Source organism: Methylobacterium sp. CCH5-D2, assembly GCF_001556475.1.
GTDB classification, from domain to species: Bacteria; Pseudomonadota; Alphaproteobacteria; order Rhizobiales; family Beijerinckiaceae; genus Methylobacterium; species Methylobacterium hispanicum.
Genome location: NZ_LSIX01000578.1, coordinates 16949 through 35478, shown reverse-complemented (window position 1 = coordinate 35478; position 18530 = coordinate 16949). Strand labels below are relative to the sequence as shown.

Below are 18530 nucleotides of genomic sequence, written 5' to 3'. Positions count from 1 at the left end.
GCCGCCGGTTACGATACCGACTTGGCCGTTGCTACGTGAGCGGGCACGGCTCTAGTCGTGGCCGCTTCTCACCCCGTGCAGAGCGGACAGCTGTGTCCAGAAAACGAACGTTTTCCTTACAGTCGGATGGCACCCCACCGCGAGCCCTTGAAAAGGCCCAGATTATGTAAGGAAAATAAAGTAGTAAATCTATTGTAAGAAATACCCTGTTGTGAGACGATGCTGACACGCTTGTCCGCTACGTACGCGTCTCGACAACAGGACCAGTACCTCGATCTACAACGCGATGCGCTGTTGAAGGCCGCAGCCGAAAAAATCTTCAAGGAGATGCAGTCTGGCAAGGCAGGCACCGTTCGGCCGGAGTTCCAGGCCGCCCTCGCCTTCCCGCGTCCGGACGGCGTGCTGATGGTTAGGAAGCTCGGCGGCTTCGGCCACTCGCTCATGGAGTTGATGCGCACGATCGACGGTCTGCGCCGGCAGGAGGTGCACTTCCGCAGCCTGACCGAGCAGTTCGACAGCGGCACCGCGCGGGCGCTTCGCCCTGCAGATGCATAGGGCCTCAATGCTTGCCTATGGTTGCTGGCACCTTCGCGAAGGTCGGCTCTGGAGCCTCTGGTAGCCGGATATCCAGTGCGAACGAGCACTCCTTGATCGTAGATAAGATCTTGCCCGCGACAGCGCTGCCATCGCCTCCGCCAGGTTGGCCATTGATGCGGAGCGCGCAGATTTTCCGGGTGGCCTTGTAGATGTGGCTCACCGGCTGAGCCGGGAGGGAGAGGCTTCCGATTGCGCCAGACTTCGCGGCAGCGGTACGGAACCGTTTGGCTGATGCGCCCGAGAGCTCGTCCGGGTAGGCGATATGGACGAGAGAGCGGTTGGCATGGCCCTGGGGCGCCGATGCGAGGGCCTCGGTGCACCGCGCGACGACGAGGGCAGCGGTGAGAGGCGAGGACGTCCGGACGCACACGAGGCCTCCCGCCGCGATGGCATCCCGCAGTTCGAAGCCTTGGGTGAGCGAGAGGCTGACCAAGCCCGCCAGTTCCGGGGCGTGGGCCATGAGGGCCTTGCGTCCGATCTCGCGGTTCTCAGCCGAGAGTTCCTGTAGCGGCGCGAGTACCTCCCTGAGGGCGGCAGCGTCAGCCGAGGCGTTGTCGTCGGCGCTGACGGTGTTGCGTTCGATCTCGTAGGTGCCGGCGACGAGGCGGGCGAGCGCGGCCTCGTCGACGAAGGCTTCGTAGAGGACGAGCGGGTTCTGCTTGTAGCGGGTGGCGAGCATCTCGAGCACGGGCATGAGCGCCTTGTTCAGGGCGATGGCCTCGGGTCCGAGATGGAGGTCGGCGATGGCGGCTCTCAAGGTCGAGGTGGCGATCCGCAGCGGCGGCTGGGGGGCGTTCGTCAGATCGAGGGTTTCAATCTCGTTGTCCCGGCCGAAGGGCTTGGCTACGGCGGCGATCCGATCGGTCAGCAGTTCGTCGGTGGCGCTCTGGACGACGATGGCGCCCATTCCGTTGAGGCAGGCGCCGAATACGAGGGTGCCGATCGCCTGCGCCTGCCACTCGGGGTCGTCGCTGTGGAGGCTCAATCCCTGCACGAGGTCCTCGCGCCGAAGCCAGACCTGGCCGGTGGCGGCAAGCCCGATCGGCCAGGAGGCATCGCCGCGCCGACGCGTGGTCGCGTCGCGGTAGCCGCGCAGGCCAAGGTGGAATGGGACGCGCGCTGGCGCGCGCCAGGTCCGCCAGCCGTAGATGAAGTGGCGCAGGTAGAGGTATCCCGCATAGGCCAGGATCACCTCTGGCATGAACGGGGCCGCGACCGCCGAGAGGGAGAAGACGGTCGCGATCCCGAAATGCGTCGCGACGTCCCGAGGAGTGGCGTCGTTCATCGATCACTCCTTGTTACGCATCTTCGAGAGCATGGTGCGGCCGTCCCTGCGGGTCTCCTTGACCATCCGGCCGATCGTCTGGGACGGGACCTGCGTGGGTGAGCGCGGCGTAACGATCCCGGCCGCGGCGACGGCGGCGCTGTTGGCGGCCCGGCGCTCGATCTGCGCTCCGATCCAGGACAGCACGGTCTCGGGCAGGGCGCTGATCTGGCCTGCGGACAGCGTGACGATCGAGAACAGGACGACGGCGTAGACGAACAACCCGGCAGTGCCGACCATGGCGTAGGCGATGGTTCCGTCCGGCGAGAGCATCGCCAGCGCGCCACGGAAGAAGATGTTGGTGATGTCGATCCCGACCCGCATCAGCAGCAGTGAGACGAGCAGGCCGATCACGATCAGGGGCGGCCGGAGCAGGATGCCGAGGAAGAACATATAGCCCTGACCGCTGTTGCCGACGAAATTGTCGGAGCGGGCCGGCATGAACTTGGTGAGCAACCAGATCGGGACGGCAATCATCGCCTCGGCGACGACGAGGAACCAGTTGAAGGTCGACATCAGAAAGTGGACGATCACGACGAACGGTACGAGCCCGATCAGCATGAAGGCGGCCGCGAACAGGATCAGGGCCAGGAAATACGTGAAGCCAGCGAACCCCTGGATACCCGATCTCAGCGCGCCATCGTCGCTGATTTTGAACTTCCCCAGAGCCCAGTCGAGCATGTCGAAGCCGACACCGGCTGCTGTTGCTCCCACACCGAAATTCGCGATGGTCTGACCGATGGCCTGCACTTCGAGGACCGGGTCTTTCCACGTCGTGCTCTCGGGCTGGCTGATGAGCGAGAGGATGCCCGAGTAGATCGCAGCGAGGCCTTTGGCGAACAGGTTGGGCGGGTCCGCCTGGGCGGTCGGGTTGTCGCTCGTGACCCCGGCGACGCTGCCCGAGCCCTGGTTGGCGATGTAGCCGCCGAAGCTCGCGACGTAGGAGAGGTTGCGCTGCGCCTCCGCGGCGAGCGGCGCGTAGGCGCTGTGTCCGAAGTAGGGGATGTAGGTGTTGATGTTGGCCGGGGGCACGACCCGGATCGAGCCACTCATCCCGGCGGAGGCGACCAGGAGCTTGACCTGGACGAGGCTCATCGAGCGCTGCCAGAGCGCGGCCGAGAGCCAGCCGTTGTCGGTCGCATTCGTGAGGTAGTTGCGCAGGGCTTGGTCGAGCTGGGCGTTGTTGCTCCCGGTCAGGCTGCTGTTGGCTGTGTTGTAGGCCGAGGTGATCGCTTGCTTGATCCGGGCCTGGATCGCCTCGTCGTCGCGGCTCCCGGAGGTGATGATGCTGGCAATGCCGCTCGCGGCGCCGTCGAGGCTGTTGATCGCCGCCTGAAAGCTGCGCTGGCTCTGCTGCTCCGCGAGGTCGAGGAGGAGCTGGATGGTGCTGCGGTCATTGGAGTTGGTCAGGTTCGTACTGAGCTTGGCGTACTCGTAGACGACAGCACCGCAGAGATTATTAGACTTTCGGAAATAGCCGTTTGCATCTGCGAAATGATAGGTCGTCGACTTCGACGACGACATCCCGAGGAACCCGCTGTCGTCGGTCGTCTTCGAGCGAACCGAAGCGGCATTGGTGTTGCCGGAGACGTTGGTGGCGTATTGCTGCAAGGCCTGAGCGCAGACATGGCCGTAGAGTCGTCCGAGGAGGATATCGGCGAGCTTGCCGCGCAGCACGAAGTCCCCGCTCTGCGGGCTCGGCTGGAAGAGCGTGCCGTACATACCGGTGAGCTGGGTGCCGGCGACGCGGGTCCAGAGCGTGTCACCGAACCCGGAGCCCCAGACGGCGATCTGGACCACGAGGATCTGGACGAGCGACAAGCCGGACTTGATCGGCAGGCTGAGGATCGCGCCGGTGACCACCCGCAGGAGGGTGTACTTGGCGCTCGATCCGCGCCCGAACGCCTCACCGTCGTTGGCGGTGTCGGCAACGAGCGAGTAGAGCAGATAGCAGGCCAGAATCGTCGCGACGATCAGGCAGCCGACGTTGAAATACCCCAAGGCGACCGTGAGCGGCCGGTCGTCGGTGCAGGTGGCGGCGGTCCAGACACCGTCGACCACGCAGCCGAGCAATTTGCGCAGGTTGACCAGCGCCAGATCGTTCTGGACCGGCGTGAAGATCTCCTTGCCCGTGGTCTGGGCCCGGGCGGCCGTCGCCGCGGCGAGGAGACCGAGGCTGCCGGCGCCGGTGGCGATCCTGCGAAGCATGGTCATCCCTAGAGGTTGCCGCCGGCCTGGGTGGCCAGGATGGTGCCGAACACGGCCGAGGTGCGGGCCTGCTGCTCGACGAGTTGCTGGCGCAGCGCCAGCGCCATCGAGCGCATGCGGGTGAGCTCGATCAGCAACCCGTGCTCGGACTGGCCGGCGAGCCGGGCCGACCACGCCTCGTATTGCGGCCCGCCGCCGTACTGGCCCATGAGCGCGTCGAGCTGGGCGAGCGGCGAAGGGGCGGAGCTGCCGACCTCGTGGCCCTCGGCCGAGGACATGGCCCGCACGGCGCTGAGCGATACCAGCGCCGGCGAGCGCAGGGCCTCGACCCGGCGCGCGCGCAGCATCATCAGGTCGGCCTCGGAGCCCGGCATCACGGCGGTGGGCTTGGGCATGGGCAGGCCAGCCATCGCCTGTATCACCGCCTTGCGGTCGTCGTCGTCGGCGGCCGGATCGAGGAGCACCGCCGCGTCGGTCTTGGTCGGGTCCTGCAGGCGGTCGCGGGTCGCCTGCTGGACCGGGACGTTCTTGCCCGGCGCCACGTCGAGGCCGCGGTAGGTCTCCCGGCCGGTCATCGTGACGTTGCCCAAGGCACGGTTGGTCGCATTCATCAGGTCGATCGAGCCGCAGGCGTTCACGCCCTGGCCGGTGTCGATGCCGTACTGCTCGCGCGCGTGGACCAGGGCCTGACGCTGGGTGACCTGGGATAGGGTCGAGGCCACCGCCTGCTGGGTGTTGCTGGTGAGGTTCACCTCACGCTCGCCGTTGGTCGCGGTCTGCGCGGTCTGCACCTTCATCGCCGAGAGCAGCATCTCCAGGGTGAGGCTGCGCTGCGTGGCGACGTTGGTGCCCATGGTGCCGACCCGGGCGGTCAGGGTGGCGGTGGCGCTGTTGTGGCCCGCGATCCAGATCGGGTCGGCCACGAAGCAGCTCTGCGCCGCCGCAGGCGAGGCGAGAGCGCAAATGAAGGCGGCGAGGGCCGCGGCGGGGAGAAGCTGCTTCATGGCGTCTGGAAGCTCGCTGGGATGGACGATCCGCGGCCCAGGGCGGGCACGCTGTTCGAGATGCGGGCGTTGACCATGGCGAGCAGCAGCGCCGCGGCCGTGGCCTCGGTCCGCATCCCGCGCTTGATCTGGTGGGCGAGGAGGGCGAGGTTGGCCGCCTCCATGCGCACCGCATCCTGGATGATGCCGCGGGCGTGCTGGCCGGCGACGCCGGCCGCCCACGCCGCGCCGCCGTCACTGCCCTGCCAGTGGCTGGAGAGAGTGCGCGCCTGCGCGATCGGCCCGTCGGTCCGGTAATCGGCGGCGATGTCGGCGAGCACGCTGGCGGTGAGCGAGCGGTAGGTGTCCCGGCCCGTCTTCTCCAGCCGGTCGAGGTCGTTGGTGGCGCTCGTGCCGGTGTTGCGCGGCTGCGGGTCGGGCGGGCCGACGACGGTGTTGATGAACCGCGAGGCGGCCGCGGTGTCGCCGCTGTAGAGCGAGGCGCCGTCGGGGGCGTCACCGTTCTTCACGTCGGCGACCCAGTCCTTCGGGTCAGCGTAGCGTCCGGGCTGGGCCCGCACGGGGGTGACGATCTGCCGGCGGACGGCCGGCGAGCCGGTCATCGCCGTGTAAAGGCTTTGCGCCTTGGTGTTCGACCCGCACGGATCGTAGCCGACCGAGCCGTAGCGGTGGGCGGCGAGCGCCACGGCCTGGCGCTGGTCCTGGGTGACGACGGTGGTGGCGAGCGCCTCGCTCGACGCCCGGAAGCCGTTCGAGACCTGATCCGAGCCGGCGGCCGACTGCGCGGTCAAAACCTTCACGGCTGAGAGGAGCCGCGCTCGCTCGGCAATCTCCTGCGCGACCAGGGCGGCCTCGGTGGTGGTGATCGCGCCGGTGATCGCGGTCGTGAGCGAGGACGTGGCGATGTTCACGCGCGCCTCGACCCCGAAGCAGGTCTGGGCCTCGGCCGGGTCGACGGCGCCGATCGCCACGATGACGGCGCCGAGCCCGGCGAGCGCGGTGGGGGTGCGATGGCTCATGGCGTGCCTCCCTGGCGGCTGTCGCCGCCCATGCCGCCGACGAGGACGCCGACGAGGCCGGCCCGGGCGCCGCTCATGATCGCGCCCTGGCGCCGGGCCTGGACGAGGTCGGCATCCTGCTCCGCCGTGGTGGAGTTGGGCTTCACCGTGGGGAGGGGCGCGACGACGTCGAGGTAGTCGGCCGCCGTCATCACCTCCTCGGGGCCGTAGTCCCGGTTGAACAGCCAGGGCGCTGCATCGGAGTCGCCTGCGCCGTAGCCGCCGGGCTTGGCGCCGGTGCACCAGCCCGTCTCCTGCTCGGAGGGCGAGCAGTAGAAGGTCCGGCGCTGATCGAGGCTGGCGCCCATGCGTGCGCCGGAGTCCCCGCCGCTGGTCAGCCAGGACCTGTCGGCGGCAGCGAAGGTCTGACGGACCTTGTCGGCCGAGGCGTAGCTGTCACGCTCCTGGCGGATGGCGAGCGACACGTCGCAGGCGGCGTAGCCCGTGCCGGTGTCGTAGCTGTACTGATGCTGGGCGCGGGCGATGCGCAGGGCGTTGTCCTGGCTGACCAGGGTCGAGGCCGCAGCCTCGGCGCTTGCCTTGTGCGCGTTGGTGGTCTGGAGCGTGGTGGCGCTCGACTGCGCGCCGGAAACCTTCATTCCCGAGAGGAGGCGCTGCAGGGAGATCTCCCATTGCGGGAAGAGGCCCTGCGCCTGAATTGGGGACGCCAGGGCGGCGGCGAGGACGGCGCTAGCCGGAAGGAGGAGGGGCCGCAGCCGCATCACGGTTTGCCCTCCAGGGGTCGCGCGTCGAGGGCGTAGAGGGCGACGAGCTGGGCGAGCGCGGCATCCATCTGCGCGTCGTAGTCGAAGGTGTTGGTGGTCAGCTCCGTGGCGTTGATGCGCGCCAACTCGATGTAGAGGCTGCGGTTGGGCTGGTTGGCCACCTTCACCGCATGGTCCTCCGAGCCGGTCGGCCTCTCTGCCGCGGCGGAGATCGCAGCCTGCCGGGACTGGGTATCGGAGCGAGAGACAGTCTCAGAGGCTGCACCCTCGTTGGCGCCGGGCGAGCAGGTCTTCGGCAGGGTCGTGTCGCGCGGCCCCCCTGCCATGTCCGGGTACGTGTTCGAGATCGGAAGCTGGCGCGGCAGGAACGGCTCGGGATTGACGTAGTACCAGCCCTGCGGAAGTGCCTCCTTGATCGCGTCGGCGGTCATGGGGCTCGCGCCTTTGCCGGAACCCATCTTCCAGGCTCGGCCGTTTGTGCCGCTCGTGGAGAGCGCGCTACCTTTCAGGAGCGTACCGAGGTGAAGGTGGGGGGCACACTGCCTCATGCCGGCGCAGCCCATCGTGCCGACCTGATCGCCGGCCGAAATCGTCTTCGTGACGACCTCTCCCTTCTTCAGCGTCAACGTATTCATATGAAGATAGAGAAATCTGGTATCCCCCGACGTGACATCGGCAATGACCCCTCCGCCGGTAAAATTATAAAACGATGTTGAACCGGAAGAACCAGAGAATATCTTAGTTCCCGCACCCTCACTATTTACGATATCCATACCTTGATGGTAACCGGCCGATGCACCCGGTCGGCCAGTTCGGTTGACGCCGTAGGGCGAGGAGACCCGCTGCCCGGCCGGGCTCATGATGTCGACCGACAAGCAGGTGCCGGCCGATGCAGGGGCGTGCGAGAAACCGAGTGCTATCAGTGCCAGCGTTGGTGCGGCTACGCGGATCATCGTCCGCTCCCAGACTTAGCCGAGCAGAGCTCATGCTTGACGTTGTTGAAGAGGATTTTTGTATCGCTGATGATCTTTATCGAAAATTCTTCGTCATCGTCGTTGTCCGGACTTTCACGCATAGACTGCGGAACATGGGCATCCCAAACGCATTTTGTTTTGACAAATATATAGCCCTTCGACCCCATCTTTGTTCTCAAAAACCTGCACCGAGCCTCTCCCCGAACGCCTTCTTGGTCGATGCGCTGGATCAGCCGATTTTTTTCGATGGTGAGTGGCGCACTCTTACATTCCGGAGCTGCGGCGGGTGGGTAAGTCCAGTCGCCGACGGGCAAGGCGAGGTTCTGGGCCTGCGCAAAGCCAGCCGCAGCCAAGAACAGGGGCTTAGAAAGCAGAACGGCACGGCGGATCATCGATACATATCTCCAAAGCTGCTGCCGGTGCCGGACGTGGCCGGGGCGGAGATGGCCGGAGCGGCAGCCGGAGCCGGGGCGCTCTGCTGCACCACCACGGGGGACGCGCTCTGCGTGGACTGGCTCAGGTTGAGCGCCGAGCCGAATGCGCTGTTCTGGATGAGGTTGTATGAGCCGATGCCGCTGATGTTCGGCAGGGTGATCGGCGAGATCGAGCCGTTGAGCTGCCGGAACAGGTCGCCGGTGATCGAGGTCTGGAAGCTCGTCATCTGCTGGTTGATGTCGCGGATCGTATTGCGCAGCTGATCGTCGAGGATCTGGCAGACCTGCCGCTTGGCCGCGTCCATGACCGACGAGATCAGGTTCGTGGCCGCCGAGGTGAGGAAGCCGGACAGGTCGGGGATCAGGTTCGAGAGGTCGAACCGCTTCAGCAGATCCCCGGCGATGCAGGAGTTCGGGCCGTTGAAGAACGCGCTCGGGTTGACCTTGGCTGCGTCGATCAGGGCGATCTGACGCTGCACGGCGGCGTCGGCCGCCTGCCGTACCAGGCAGTTGTTCCCGGTCGTCTGGGCTCCGGCCGGGGCGGCGCCGGCGAGGGCGAGGCCGCCGAGGAGGGCGGCGATGCGCAGCGAGGTTCGCATTCGGTGCGACGCGGTGACTAGAACGCGGGCCATTTTCCACCCTCGATAAACTTCGCCCAGAGATATTTCAGGAACCGCATCGGCCCCATCTTGCGATGATTGCAATAGGCCAGGAACGCCGCGTACAGGAGCAGCGCCAGGAAGGTGTATCGACTGAGCCCTGTGACGATCAGCAGGGGGAAGAAGATCGCGATGCTTCCATGCAGGCCGAAGAAGCGCAGCGGCACGGCGGACCAGCGCCATGGCAGGTGGCGATCACTCACGCGGGATCCCTCGGCTGGGTGATCGGGGTACCCGGCACCGGCTGGCCCGAGGACGGGGCCTTGCGCCCGCCGGCCCAGACCCGGGTGTTGCCGATGTCGAGGTGGCAGAAGTTCGGGTAGATCCCGACGCCGCCGCGGCCGCAGAGCGCGCCCGCGACCGCCACCGCGTCCGGGGCGTAGCCGGTCGCTTTCAGGTCGACGGCCCGGCCGGCGAGATGCAGCGAGCCGCGCGCCGCGCCCTCCAGGCCGGCGTTGTGCTTAGGGGTCCGGTAGCCCGAGGTGACGATCAGCGGCACGACCGCGCCGTGGACCGCGCTCATCGCGCCCTGGACCGAGGCCAGGAGGTCGAACAGGCGCGGGTCGATCCACACCGCCGAGCTTGCATCCCCGACATCGCGCAGGAGCCAGGACAGCAGCAGGAGGTCGCGCGCGTTGTAGCTGTCCGGAGTCCGGACGATCGCGCTCACCTCCTCCTGGGTGCCCTCGCGCCGCAGCCAGAGCCGCACGGGCGGCGGGAGCGCGGCGGCGCCGGCCAGCGCCGCGGCGTAGGCCCGGTCGAGGCCGCAGGCGGGCAGGGCGGCGAGTGCCGCGAGGCCGGTGAGGAGGCTACGCCGCGAAACGGGCATCACGGTATCCATAGCGGTCGAGGACGCGGCGGGCGGTCGAGACGTCGATCGCGCCCTGATCGAGGGCGGCCATGACGGTGGCCTTCATCGAGCGGCCGTCCTCGCCGCGCTCGAGGATCGCCCGCAGGGTGTCGACGGCCTCGGCCATGCCGGCGCGCGCCACCTCGCGCCGGACCCGGTCGGTCAGGACCTGCCACTCGCGCAGGCAGACCCGGCCGCCCCCGACGCGCGGGACCAGGAGCTGCGAGACGAGGAGGTGGGTCGAGGACAGGACGTCGTGGAAGGCCTGGACCTGCAGATCGGCCGGGAACTTCAGCGTCAGCCGGCGCAGGATGTGCGCCACGTCGTTGGCGTGGGTGGTGGTGTAGATCGGGTGGCCGGTCTGGGCCGCCTCGACGCTGGCCAGGATCGTGTCCATGTCGCGGAGCTCGCCCACCATGATGAGGGCGGGCTTGCGGCGCAGGGAGTTGCGCACGCCGGCCGCGAAGCTCGGAAGATGCAGACCGATCTCGTGCTGCATGACGGTGCAGCTCGCCGACGGCACGTTCTCGAACACGAACTCGATCGGCGCCTCGTAGCTCAACACGTTGCCGTGGATCGGGGTCGGCTCCTCGAGCACGCGGCGCATCAGGGCGGCGAGCGTCGTCGTCTTGCCCGAGCCGGTCTCGCCGGCGATGACCACCGCGCCCTGGGCCGGCGTCGACTCCGCGACGAGCTCGCCCGCGACGCCGAGGGTGGCCACGGTCGGCGGGTCGGCCGGGATGTGACGGCAGACGATCTGCACGCCGACATCGCCCTCGTAGTAGCCGGCCGTGACGTTGATGCGGAAGCGGTGCTGGACCAGCTCGGCGTCGCGGCCGGCGCCGTCGCGGTCCTCGATCGTGATGGCGCGGTCGAAGTCCTGGCCGCTGTAGAGCTTGCTCATGATGGAGTCGGTCGAGGTCAGCTCGGTGGCGATGCGCGCCAGCGTGGAGGGCTGCAGCCAGACCCGGGTCAGCGCGCAAAGGTGGCCGTGGACGGAGGCGAGCACCGGCCGGCCGGACTGGAAGATCACGTCTGAGGCGTCGATCGCGACGGCGTGGACGAGGAGGCGGGAGACCTCGTCGCGGCCATGCACGACGATGTCCTCCTGCGGGTAGCGGGTGGCACCGGTCCAGAGCATGGACCTACTCCGCCGCCGGCTCGGCGGCGGCCGACGCCAGGCGGCCCGGCGCCGCGTGCGTCGAGGGACCGGTGAACTTCGGCGAGACGACGATCTTGAGCAGGCGCTGCTCGACCGCGGCCGAGCGACCGTCCCGGCCGACCTCGAGGGCGGTGGCGCGCACCTTCACGATCGGCAGGCTGACCGCCCCTTGTGCGGCAAGATCCTGGTAGCGGCGCATGCCGGAGAAATCGCGGTCGAGACGTGCCAACCCGTCGTCGAAGGCGGCGCGGGCCTGGGCGATCCCGACCTCGAGGCCGCCCGCGTAGCCCACCTCCCAGTTCGCCTTCTCGACATCGCCCTTGGGCGGGGTCCAGGTGGTCTTGGCCTCCGGAGCGGGGGTGACGGTGAGGTAGTCGCGCCAATTCAACGGCTGCACCGTGACGCGCGCGTCGCGCAGGATCTCGAAGCTCCCGAGGGTGGTGACGAGGAGGGTGCGGTTCGGCGTCTGGCGCACACCGCGCAGCTCGGAGACGACCGGGGGGACGATGTCGGGCCCGACCATCACGGCTGCGAAGGGGTAGCGCTGCTCCAGCCGCGCGCTGATCTCGGGCGTGTCGAGGTAGGCGGCGATCTGCCTCGATTCGTCGCGGTAGCCGTCCTGGATGCCGGCCGAGCGTGCCGTGCGCTGGACCACCTTGGTCGGGCGGTTGGCGTCGCCGAAGACCCCGGCCGAGTAGCGCGAGAAGTCCTGGTTCGACGGGTGCGGCGGCGCGGGGGCCGGCTGGTTGTCGCCGATGTTGGCTGGGAAGGGCTGCTGGCCGTCCTGGCCGGGCAGGATGCGCGGGCCGTTGGCGATGGCGTTGAGGGCGTTGGCCTGGGCGATGCCGCCGGGGCCGTAATAGCCCGGCGGCGGGTAGCCGCCGTAGCTGGGCGCACCGTAGCCGGCACCGTACCCTTGTGCGCCGTAACCGGTGCCGTAGCCGGCCCCATACCCCGGGGCAGCGTAGCCCGGGGCGGCGTAGCCCGCCCCGTAGCCTGGGGCACCGTAGCCGTAACCGCCATAGGCCGGGGCGCCGTTGCCGTACCCGCCTCCCGCCGCGACGGGCGCGCAGGCGGCCGGGTTCTGGGCGCAGTAGGTGTTGGCGACCTGGGCCAGGGCCGGTTGTCCGGCGAGGCACAAGGCGGTGGAGAGGAGCCATCCCGTCCGGCGCATGGTCAGATCCCGTGCTCGCGAAGCTTGGCGTCGACGTGCCCCGAGGTGCTGCTTCCGGTGTTGACGCAGGCAGGCAGGAGAACGGACATTCCGAGCAGCACGAATGCCAATCGAACCAGGGATCTGATGCGATTACGGTCCATGTCGATGCCCCTGAAGATTTCAATCGTCTTTGGCTTGCCGTCGCACCCCGCGTCGTTCCACAAGGCAATCCGAGAGAACATCTTTGCCGAGGGGGACCCATGGGGATCATGTCGTTCGCGCGAGAGCGCCTCGCCCGCCGGGTCGGACCCGAGCACCGCACCTTCGCGGGCATGACCGGCACGGTGCTCGGCGGCACCCACGCCACCTGCCCGGATTGTCGGCGCGGGCGGCTGCTCGGCGATCCCCAGTCGCTCGACCTGCGTCGATGCGACGATCCGAAGTGCGGCGCGACCTACTCGCTGGCCGAGCTCGGGCGCACTTTCGCCCTGGAGGGCACCGACGTGCGGGAACTGGCAGCCCACGAGCGCCGGCAGGCCGTCCTGCTGTTCGTGGCGGCCGAAATCATCGGCGTGCTGGCTGCCGCCTGGGCGATCTACGCGCGCTCTTGGTTCACGCTCGTCGGCGCGCTGCTCCTGTGCATCGTGATCTGCGCCACCGCGATGGTGTCGCGCTACCGCGCCTGGCAGTTGGAGCAGGGCCGGATGTTCGAGGCCCGGGCGCCGCTCCGCGCCTTCGTGGCCGCCGAACTCGGCGGCCTGTTCCGGCGCCGCTAGCAGGGCAGGGGTCTTCATCGTCAGCCCCCGATCATCGTGCAGACGTTCGAGAACGACACGTCCATCTTGATGGTATTCCCGACGATCTGGGCCACATCGTTGACGAAGAAGGCGAGCGTGCCGCCGACGAGGTACAGGAAGGCGGAGCCGGAGCCGCCCTGGTGACCCGTCGTCGCGTGGTAGAGCTTCATGCCGGCGACCAGCCACGCGAGCGCGCCGAGGCACATGAAGAAGTACGTGATGGCGATCCGGATCTGCTCGCAGCTCGAGCCGCGCGGGGACGCGCCGTAGTTGAACATGCTGTAGGTGAGGTCCCCGCCGAGCACGAAGGTGTTGGCGAATTTCCAGAGCAGGACCGGCGCGACGATCATGGCACTCGCCAGCGCGAGCTTGCCGAGCGCCGCATCGACGGTCACAGGCCGGTTGGAGAATTTGTATTCGCCGGCCGCCACGCTGTAGAGTGCGTAGAGACCGGACGTGCCATACCAGATGCCAAGCAGGGCGATCGCAAGGAAGATCAGGTTGACGCCGAGCGGGAACACCTCGCTCAACGAGGCGAGCACGCTGCTGAGGTCCGGAACAGCCATCAACGCACCTTTTTTGAAACGCTTGACTGGTATTCCAGCCGCTCCAACCTCTCTTCGAGAGCGTTGAGGCGCTCTCGTAACTCCTCGAACCTCAAGTTTGTTGGGTCGACGTCCGGATCAGGGCGCCGGTAAGGACGCTTTTCCTCAGCACTCCCGTTATGATACTCAAAGTTCGATCTGCTCTTCTTCTGATGCTCCAGTGATGCCGGGTCGGCCGCAGCTTGGTGCGATGCACAAGCGAGCCCAACCTGAAGTAATAAAGCAACGGTTGTATTCCTTAACGTAAAATTAAGCCGCCTTTGCAGGCCCACCTCTACGCGCCGCTGCTGGCACCACTCGTGAGAAAGCATGGCTCTTACTGCGGCCTGCCGAGTGCGATAACGCCTGCTACATCAAGCATAACTTCGATATCCGCGCTTTCGTTCGAAATATACACTGATATATGATGCGCCTTTGGTATCATATCGACTCCATTTTTAGCTCTTACAACCGCCTGTCTCTCGGGACTTATTGACACATTGGAGATGGCCTCGCAATAAGAGCCCCGCACGAGAAATGAGCGACTATCGCGAGGTATGCCACATATGGAGAAAGCGGCTAAACACTTGATCTGGGCAGTATCACTCGTTGCGTGTGTCTATCTTGCCACAAGTCACAATTGGGTCCCGTTATCACTTCAGATCGTTGCGAATGCGCCTAATCAGCCTTTGGCAGCGCTTCCATCCACTCCCCCTACGGCAGTCGCTACGGCCAACTCGATCGCTCCCGCCGTCCCCGCGCCGGCCCTAGCCGCTCCTCAGGTTGCGCAGCCTTTCGCGCCGCAGCCCGCAGTGGCGCAACCTGTCGTGGCGCAACCTGTCGTGGCGCCGACCGCGAACGCTGCCTACGCGACGATCGAGGACCCGAAGGTCGCCCGTCAGGTGACGGAGACGCTCGCCAAGCTCGAAGGCGTCGCGGACATCCCGGCCGGGACGCCGGAGGGCCGGGTGGCGACGATCTTCTTCGACCCGCGCTGCCCCTACTGCCACGCCGCGTTCACCGCCCTGCACGGGCGGATCGCGGCGCGCTGGGTGCCGGTCGTGGTGCTGGGCGACCCCGAGGCCGGCAACCGCATGGCGGCCGCGATCCTCTCCAGCCCCGACCGGGTGACGGCGCTCGAGAGCGCGTTCGACGCAAAGACCGCCCCCGTGACTCCCGTCACCACAGAAGTCGCGGGCAAGCTCGCCGAGAACAAGGAGGCCTTCGCGGCGATCTTCGCCGCGGCGCCGCAGTTGCGGCCCGGGGTGCCGACGATGTTCGTGCCGCGCCCGGACGGACGGCTGGCGATCATGGTCGGCTACGAGCCGGGTGACGACGCCAAGCTGCTCGCCGTCCTGACCGGGAGCTGAGATGGCCCGCCGCGCATCGATCGGGGCGTTCAGCCTGCCGTCCAACCAGGGATGCCTGTCGCCGTCGGCGCTGGCCGACCGGCTCGCCGGCTACACCCGGGCCTCGTCCTTTCTCGCGGGCGCCGTGCTCGCCTCGCTCGTGGCCATGATGTGGCTCGCCTACGCGTGCCTGAAGCGGGCCGAGGTGATCCCCTACGTGGCGGATGGCGGGGTGTTCGGCTGCGAGGTGCGGGCCGTGGCCGCGCCGCGCCCCCTCCCGCCGGAGCAACCCGGAAAGTCCGAGCCATGAAGTCGGCCGATCGCATCTCGCGCGAGGTCGATGCCGGCCAGATGATGCTGCGCAACCAGTGGTACTGGATCCTGCTGCTGGCGCTGTTCCTCTGCCTGTCGCTCGTTGTCAACCTGCTGCTGTTCTACAACGCCTTCTATCGCTTCCCGATCAAGCAGTTCATCTGGACTTCGGATGCGCAGGCCGTCTGCGAGGCGATCCCGCTCTCCGAGCCCAACATCAGCCAGGCCCGGCTGAAGGAATTCGCGGTCAGCGCGGCGGTCGAACTCAACAGTTACGACTATGCGAACTGGCGCGCGCTCATCAACAACGCCCTGTCGCAGGCCTTCACGCCCAAGGGCCGTGATCGATACCGCGCGGCCCTGCAGGAGAGCGGGATCATCCAGAAGGTCGTGCTCGGCTACCAGACCGTGTCGGCGGTGACGACGGACCCGGCCAACATTGCCGAGGAGGGCAAGGCGGGCGGTCGATACTACTGGCGGGTCGAGGTGCCGCTGCAGATCTTCTATCGCACCAATGTCGAGACCAAGGTCGAGCGCCGCGTGCTGGAGATGACGATCGTGCGGATCGATCCCTCGCCGATCAACCCGAACGGCATCGCGATCGACTCGGTGATCTCGACGCAGCAACTGACCAACCAGGTGGCGCCATGACCGTGCGAGTGTGGGCCTCGGGCTGCCTGGTCGCGGCCGCCATGTGGGCGGCCCCGGCAGCGCGCGCTCAGGATGTCGGCCAGGGGGCGGAGCCGGCCGGGTCCGCCGCGGTGCGGCGCCCGGCCGGCGTGACGCCGATGAGTCTGCCGCCGGCCGGCACCCCGTCCGTGGGGGCAGCGACCACGCAGGCGCCTCCGCCAGTCCCGCGCCCCCTGACGGCGGCTGAGTTGGAGGAGCTGCGCAAGCGCATGCTTGGGACCACGCAGGGCATGATCCTCAAGCCCGGCGAGATCCAGGACGTCCGTCGCGCGGTGCAGGACGCGCAGGGCGCCGGCAACTTTCCTGGCCGCAACGGGCGGATGCCCCGGCCGGAGCCGCGCCTCCTGACGGTCACGCAGGAGGTCAGCCGGGCGGCACCCGAGACGCTGCACCTCGCCTATGGCGTGGTGAGCCCGATCACCTTCGTGGACGCCAAGGGCGCGCCCTGGCCGATCGCCTCGGTGGCCTACGATCCGCGCCTGTTCGCGCAGGACGGGACGGGCTGCGGCCAGGACGTGGCGATGGGCGCGACGCAGGTCGCGGCCGCGGCGGGCGCGGACCGGCCGACCTCGATCAACCTGATGCCGTGCCGATTCGACACCTGGGGCAACATCCTGATCCGGCTGGAGAACGTCTCCTACCCGATCCCCCTGATGGTCCTGTCCGGCCAGAGCGAGACGGTGGACATCCCCGTCACCGTGCGGGTCGCCGGCACCTCGCCGCTAACCCCCGTGAAGGTTGCCTCAGCGGCAACGGGCCCAGTCCGCAAGGGCCCCGGCCGGCCAGCCGGGGCCGCGCGGGGCCCGGATGCCCCCGATACGACGGCGCTCTTGCACCTGTTCGGCGCCGGCACGCCGCCCTCCGGCGCGCAGGCGCTCGTGGCGACTGGGGCGCAGGCTTGGCTCTACCGCGAGCGGATGTACGTCCGGATCCAGGGCACGCTGGTGAGCCCGCAGCCGGTCGCCGCGGTCGACGCGGCGTCCGGCTACCGCATCTACGAGTTCCTGCGTCCGGCCTCGCGCCTCGTCGCCGAGCGCGGCGACGGCGCCGAGACCGCCATCAGCATCGATTATTGAGGGGGACGGCGATGATCGACGGGAAGACCTCGGCTGCCCTCGGGGGCGTCGTCCTGGTGGTGGCGCTCGGCTCGGCGGCCTTCATCCTCGCCGACGCGCCGGGCATCGACCGGGGTGCGGGCGGCGCCTCCGAGATCCGGGGAAACACGCCGAACCCGGGGAACGACATGATGAAGCCGGTCGGCAAGGCCGAGGCCGACCGGCGCGCCGGCGTGAACCGGCAGGCCGCGGACGAGCGGGCGGGCGCGGGCAAGCCCTACGTCGCCCCGACCGTGGTCGCCGAGAAGCGTGGGGCGCAGCTCGGCGAGATGCCCGAAGCGGTGCCCGAGCCGAAGCCGGCTGAGCCGCCCCCGGCGCCACCCCCGCCGCAGATCGTCTACCGCGACCGCGACGTGGTGCAGGTCATCTACAGGGATCCGCCGGTCCAGCCGACGGCCGACCCTGAGCAGGTCACGGCGATCAACGAGCAGATCAAGACGCTCCTGAAACCCAGCCCGGGCGGGTTCCTGGTGCGCTCGTTCGGCAAGGGCGAGCGGCCCAAGCCCCCCGAGCCGCGGGCCGCCGCGGGGCCGGTCGTGACCGGCCCGTTCGGGCCGGGGGTCCAGCACGCCACCGTGGCGCGCGCCGGCGACGTCGCGTACGCGGTGCTCGACCGCGGGTTCAACAGCGACGATCCGGGCGCGCCGATCTTCGCGACCATCGTCGACCTCGACGAGCGCCAGCAGCCCGGGCCGCTCAACGGCATCCGCCTGATGGGCCAGATCGTCTACTCCCAGACGCAGGCCTCGATCCGCTTCACCACCATGATCCTGCAGGACGGCCGCCAGGGGTCGATGCAAGCGATCGCGATCACCGTCGACCAGGCCCGCACCGGCGTGGCCGAGGACGTCGACAACCACGTGCTCGAGCGCTACGGCGGCCTCGTCATCGCCGGCCTGCTCCAGGGCGTCGGCCAGGTCGGCCAGCAGCTCACCCAGCTCAACACCCAGACGGTGCTGGGCAACGGCTTCGCCGTGCAGTCAGGCCGCAACATCGACTGGCTGACCGCCGGCATGGGCGCGGCGCTGCCGGTGGGCCAGGCCATGACCAGCGCTGCGGCGCGCAGCTTCTCCCGGCCGCCGACCCTCAGCAGCTCGGTCAACTTCCCGATCGGCATCGTCTTCTTGCAGCCGGTCGTGGTGCCGCTCGACGCGGCCCGGGTCGCGGCCGGCGCCGGCACCGGCACCGGCTTCGGGCCCGACCCGGCCTTTGGTCCGGGCTACCGGCCCGAGACCCTGCCCGTCTCCTACGCGAGGAAGCCTTGAACGGCTCCAAGGGAGTCTCCGACGTGCTGCGCGGGCTGATCGATACCGTGCCGGTCCTCGCGTGGCTGCTCGTCGTCCTGGCGGCCGTCGCCGGCATCTTCCTGACCGGCTACGCGCTGGTGCGGGTCTACCAGGCCAACACGTCGGGCGACGGCACGGCGGGGAACTGGGTCGTCGCCGCCGTGATCGGCAGTGCGATGACCTGCGCCACGGTCGTGATCGCCAAGCTCTCCTTCTACTTCGCCGACTGAGCGCGCCGCCCGTGCA

At 68.3% G+C, this 18530-nt stretch carries 22 protein-coding genes; 8 read left to right on the top strand and 14 right to left on the bottom strand.

Annotated elements, in window-relative coordinates; translation table 11 throughout:
* Nucleotides 1-219: 219 nt before the first annotated feature.
* Nucleotides 220-555, top strand: a complete 336-nt coding sequence (locus AX737_RS14845; protein WP_348626804.1) for a recombinase family protein — start codon at nucleotides 220-222, stop codon at nucleotides 553-555.
* Between the two features lie 4 nt (nucleotides 556-559).
* Here AX737_RS14845 and AX737_RS14840 read toward each other — a convergent pair whose 3' ends face one another.
* From AX737_RS14840 to AX737_RS14785, 13 genes are read right to left on the bottom strand one after another with little or no spacing between them, the layout of a single operon-like run.
* Entirely contained in the window at nucleotides 560-1882 is a 1323-nt protein-coding gene (locus tag AX737_RS14840; RefSeq protein ID WP_066922532.1) for a hypothetical protein, read from the bottom strand.
* A gap of 3 nt (nucleotides 1883-1885) precedes the next feature.
* On the bottom strand, nucleotides 1886-4135 hold the full coding sequence (locus tag AX737_RS14835) for a DotA/TraY family protein (protein WP_245293448.1): 2250 nt from the start codon (nucleotides 4133-4135) through the stop codon (nucleotides 1886-1888).
* Between the two features lie 2 nt (nucleotides 4136-4137).
* Entirely contained in the window at nucleotides 4138-5133 is a 996-nt protein-coding gene (locus AX737_RS14830; RefSeq protein ID WP_066922531.1) for a hypothetical protein, read from the bottom strand.
* Nucleotides 5130-6152, bottom strand: coding sequence for a hypothetical protein (locus AX737_RS14825; protein WP_066922529.1), 1023 nt, complete (start codon nucleotides 6150-6152; stop codon nucleotides 5130-5132). The genes AX737_RS14830 and AX737_RS14825 overlap by 4 nt, the downstream gene beginning before the upstream one ends.
* Complete coding sequence (locus AX737_RS14820; protein ID WP_245293447.1) at nucleotides 6149-6913, bottom strand: hypothetical protein; 765 nt, start codon at nucleotides 6911-6913, stop codon at nucleotides 6149-6151. Before AX737_RS14820 ends, AX737_RS14825 begins: the two co-directional genes overlap by 4 nt.
* A complete protein-coding gene (locus AX737_RS32100) occupies nucleotides 6913-7869 on the bottom strand; it encodes a M23 family metallopeptidase (protein WP_082773057.1) in 957 nt (318 codons plus the stop codon). Before AX737_RS32100 ends, AX737_RS14820 begins: the two co-directional genes overlap by 1 nt.
* Nucleotides 7866-8282: a hypothetical protein gene (locus AX737_RS33240; RefSeq protein ID WP_156453729.1), complete on the bottom strand. Its 417-nt coding sequence runs from the start codon at nucleotides 8280-8282 to the stop codon at nucleotides 7866-7868. Before AX737_RS33240 ends, AX737_RS32100 begins: the two co-directional genes overlap by 4 nt.
* Nucleotides 8279-8956 carry a hypothetical protein gene (locus tag AX737_RS14810; protein ID WP_066922523.1) on the bottom strand — a complete coding sequence of 226 codons (678 nt, stop codon included), beginning with the start codon at nucleotides 8954-8956 and terminating at the stop codon, nucleotides 8279-8281. The genes AX737_RS33240 and AX737_RS14810 overlap by 4 nt, the downstream gene beginning before the upstream one ends.
* On the bottom strand, nucleotides 8941-9186 hold the full coding sequence (locus AX737_RS14805; RefSeq protein WP_066922521.1) for a hypothetical protein: 246 nt from the start codon (nucleotides 9184-9186) through the stop codon (nucleotides 8941-8943). The genes AX737_RS14810 and AX737_RS14805 overlap by 16 nt, the downstream gene beginning before the upstream one ends.
* Complete coding sequence (locus AX737_RS14800) at nucleotides 9183-9812, bottom strand: DUF882 domain-containing protein (RefSeq protein WP_082773056.1); 630 nt, start codon at nucleotides 9810-9812, stop codon at nucleotides 9183-9185. The genes AX737_RS14805 and AX737_RS14800 overlap by 4 nt, the downstream gene beginning before the upstream one ends.
* Nucleotides 9793-10974 (bottom strand): ATPase, T2SS/T4P/T4SS family, encoded by a 1182-nt coding sequence (locus tag AX737_RS14795; protein WP_066922519.1) that lies wholly within the window; start codon nucleotides 10972-10974, stop codon nucleotides 9793-9795. The genes AX737_RS14800 and AX737_RS14795 overlap by 20 nt, the downstream gene beginning before the upstream one ends.
* 4 nt (nucleotides 10975-10978) lie before the next feature.
* Nucleotides 10979-12169, bottom strand: coding sequence for a type IV secretory system conjugative DNA transfer family protein (locus AX737_RS14790; protein WP_156453728.1), 1191 nt, complete (start codon nucleotides 12167-12169; stop codon nucleotides 10979-10981).
* A 2-nt stretch (nucleotides 12170-12171) separates the two neighbouring features.
* A complete protein-coding gene (locus tag AX737_RS14785) occupies nucleotides 12172-12375 on the bottom strand; it encodes a hypothetical protein (protein WP_156453727.1) in 204 nt (67 codons plus the stop codon).
* A 45-nt stretch (nucleotides 12376-12420) separates the two neighbouring features.
* On the opposite strand from AX737_RS14785, the gene AX737_RS14780 reads away from it, so the two are divergent.
* On the top strand, nucleotides 12421-12927 hold the full coding sequence (locus tag AX737_RS14780) for a hypothetical protein (RefSeq protein WP_245293446.1): 507 nt from the start codon (nucleotides 12421-12423) through the stop codon (nucleotides 12925-12927).
* Nucleotides 12928-12947: 20 nt separating this feature from the next.
* Here the strand turns inward: AX737_RS14780 and AX737_RS14775 are convergent, their stop codons facing one another.
* Complete coding sequence (locus AX737_RS14775) at nucleotides 12948-13514, bottom strand: hypothetical protein (RefSeq protein WP_066922512.1); 567 nt, start codon at nucleotides 13512-13514, stop codon at nucleotides 12948-12950.
* Between the two features lie 845 nt (nucleotides 13515-14359).
* On the opposite strand from AX737_RS14775, the gene AX737_RS14770 reads away from it, so the two are divergent.
* Genes AX737_RS14770 through AX737_RS14745 form a run of 6 tightly spaced genes read left to right on the top strand, consistent with a single transcriptional unit; the run spans nucleotide 14360 to nucleotide 18514 of the window.
* Nucleotides 14360-14902, top strand: coding sequence for a hypothetical protein (locus AX737_RS14770; RefSeq protein ID WP_245293445.1), 543 nt, complete (start codon nucleotides 14360-14362; stop codon nucleotides 14900-14902).
* Between the two features lies 1 nt (nucleotide 14903).
* Nucleotides 14904-15191, top strand: a complete 288-nt coding sequence (locus AX737_RS14765; RefSeq protein WP_066922509.1) for a hypothetical protein — start codon at nucleotides 14904-14906, stop codon at nucleotides 15189-15191.
* Nucleotides 15188-15844: a DotI/IcmL family type IV secretion protein gene (locus tag AX737_RS14760; protein WP_066922508.1), complete on the top strand. Its 657-nt coding sequence runs from the start codon at nucleotides 15188-15190 to the stop codon at nucleotides 15842-15844. The genes AX737_RS14765 and AX737_RS14760 overlap by 4 nt, the downstream gene beginning before the upstream one ends.
* A complete protein-coding gene (locus AX737_RS14755; protein ID WP_066922506.1) occupies nucleotides 15841-16959 on the top strand; it encodes a DotH/IcmK family type IV secretion protein in 1119 nt (372 codons plus the stop codon). Before AX737_RS14760 ends, AX737_RS14755 begins: the two co-directional genes overlap by 4 nt.
* A gap of 11 nt (nucleotides 16960-16970) precedes the next feature.
* Nucleotides 16971-18263, top strand: coding sequence for a DotG/IcmE/VirB10 family protein (locus AX737_RS14750; protein WP_066922504.1), 1293 nt, complete (start codon nucleotides 16971-16973; stop codon nucleotides 18261-18263).
* On the top strand, nucleotides 18260-18514 hold the full coding sequence (locus tag AX737_RS14745; protein WP_066922502.1) for a hypothetical protein: 255 nt from the start codon (nucleotides 18260-18262) through the stop codon (nucleotides 18512-18514). The genes AX737_RS14750 and AX737_RS14745 overlap by 4 nt, the downstream gene beginning before the upstream one ends.
* Nucleotides 18515-18530: the final 16 nt, after the last annotated feature.

Bases quoted from the DNA above. Each gene is read 5' to 3' on its own strand.
- AX737_RS14845 (WP_348626804.1), top strand. From the start codon at position 220: ATGCTGACACGCTTGTCCGCTACGTACGCGTCTCGACAACAGGACCAG.
- AX737_RS14840 (WP_066922532.1), bottom strand. From the start codon at position 1,882: ATGAACGACGCCACTCCTCGGGACGTCGCGACGCATTTCGGGATCGCG.
- AX737_RS14835 (WP_245293448.1), bottom strand. From the start codon at position 4,135: ATGACCATGCTTCGCAGGATCGCCACCGGCGCCGGCAGCCTCGGTCTC.
- AX737_RS14830 (WP_066922531.1), bottom strand. From the start codon at position 5,133: ATGAAGCAGCTTCTCCCCGCCGCGGCCCTCGCCGCCTTCATTTGCGCT.
- AX737_RS14825 (WP_066922529.1), bottom strand. From the start codon at position 6,152: ATGAGCCATCGCACCCCCACCGCGCTCGCCGGGCTCGGCGCCGTCATC.
- AX737_RS14820 (WP_245293447.1), bottom strand. From the start codon at position 6,913: ATGCGGCTGCGGCCCCTCCTCCTTCCGGCTAGCGCCGTCCTCGCCGCC.
- AX737_RS32100 (WP_082773057.1), bottom strand. From the start codon at position 7,869: ATGATCCGCGTAGCCGCACCAACGCTGGCACTGATAGCACTCGGTTTC.
- AX737_RS33240 (WP_156453729.1), bottom strand. From the start codon at position 8,282: ATGATCCGCCGTGCCGTTCTGCTTTCTAAGCCCCTGTTCTTGGCTGCG.
- AX737_RS14810 (WP_066922523.1), bottom strand. From the start codon at position 8,956: ATGGCCCGCGTTCTAGTCACCGCGTCGCACCGAATGCGAACCTCGCTG.
- AX737_RS14800 (WP_082773056.1), bottom strand. From the start codon at position 9,812: ATGCCCGTTTCGCGGCGTAGCCTCCTCACCGGCCTCGCGGCACTCGCC.
- AX737_RS14795 (WP_066922519.1), bottom strand. From the start codon at position 10,974: ATGCTCTGGACCGGTGCCACCCGCTACCCGCAGGAGGACATCGTCGTG.
- AX737_RS14790 (WP_156453728.1), bottom strand. From the start codon at position 12,169: ATGCGCCGGACGGGATGGCTCCTCTCCACCGCCTTGTGCCTCGCCGGA.
- AX737_RS14780 (WP_245293446.1), top strand. From the start codon at position 12,421: ATGTCGTTCGCGCGAGAGCGCCTCGCCCGCCGGGTCGGACCCGAGCAC.
- AX737_RS14775 (WP_066922512.1), bottom strand. From the start codon at position 13,514: ATGGCTGTTCCGGACCTCAGCAGCGTGCTCGCCTCGTTGAGCGAGGTG.
- AX737_RS14765 (WP_066922509.1), top strand. From the start codon at position 14,904: ATGGCCCGCCGCGCATCGATCGGGGCGTTCAGCCTGCCGTCCAACCAG.
- AX737_RS14760 (WP_066922508.1), top strand. From the start codon at position 15,188: ATGAAGTCGGCCGATCGCATCTCGCGCGAGGTCGATGCCGGCCAGATG.
- AX737_RS14755 (WP_066922506.1), top strand. From the start codon at position 15,841: ATGACCGTGCGAGTGTGGGCCTCGGGCTGCCTGGTCGCGGCCGCCATG.
- AX737_RS14750 (WP_066922504.1), top strand. From the start codon at position 16,971: ATGATCGACGGGAAGACCTCGGCTGCCCTCGGGGGCGTCGTCCTGGTG.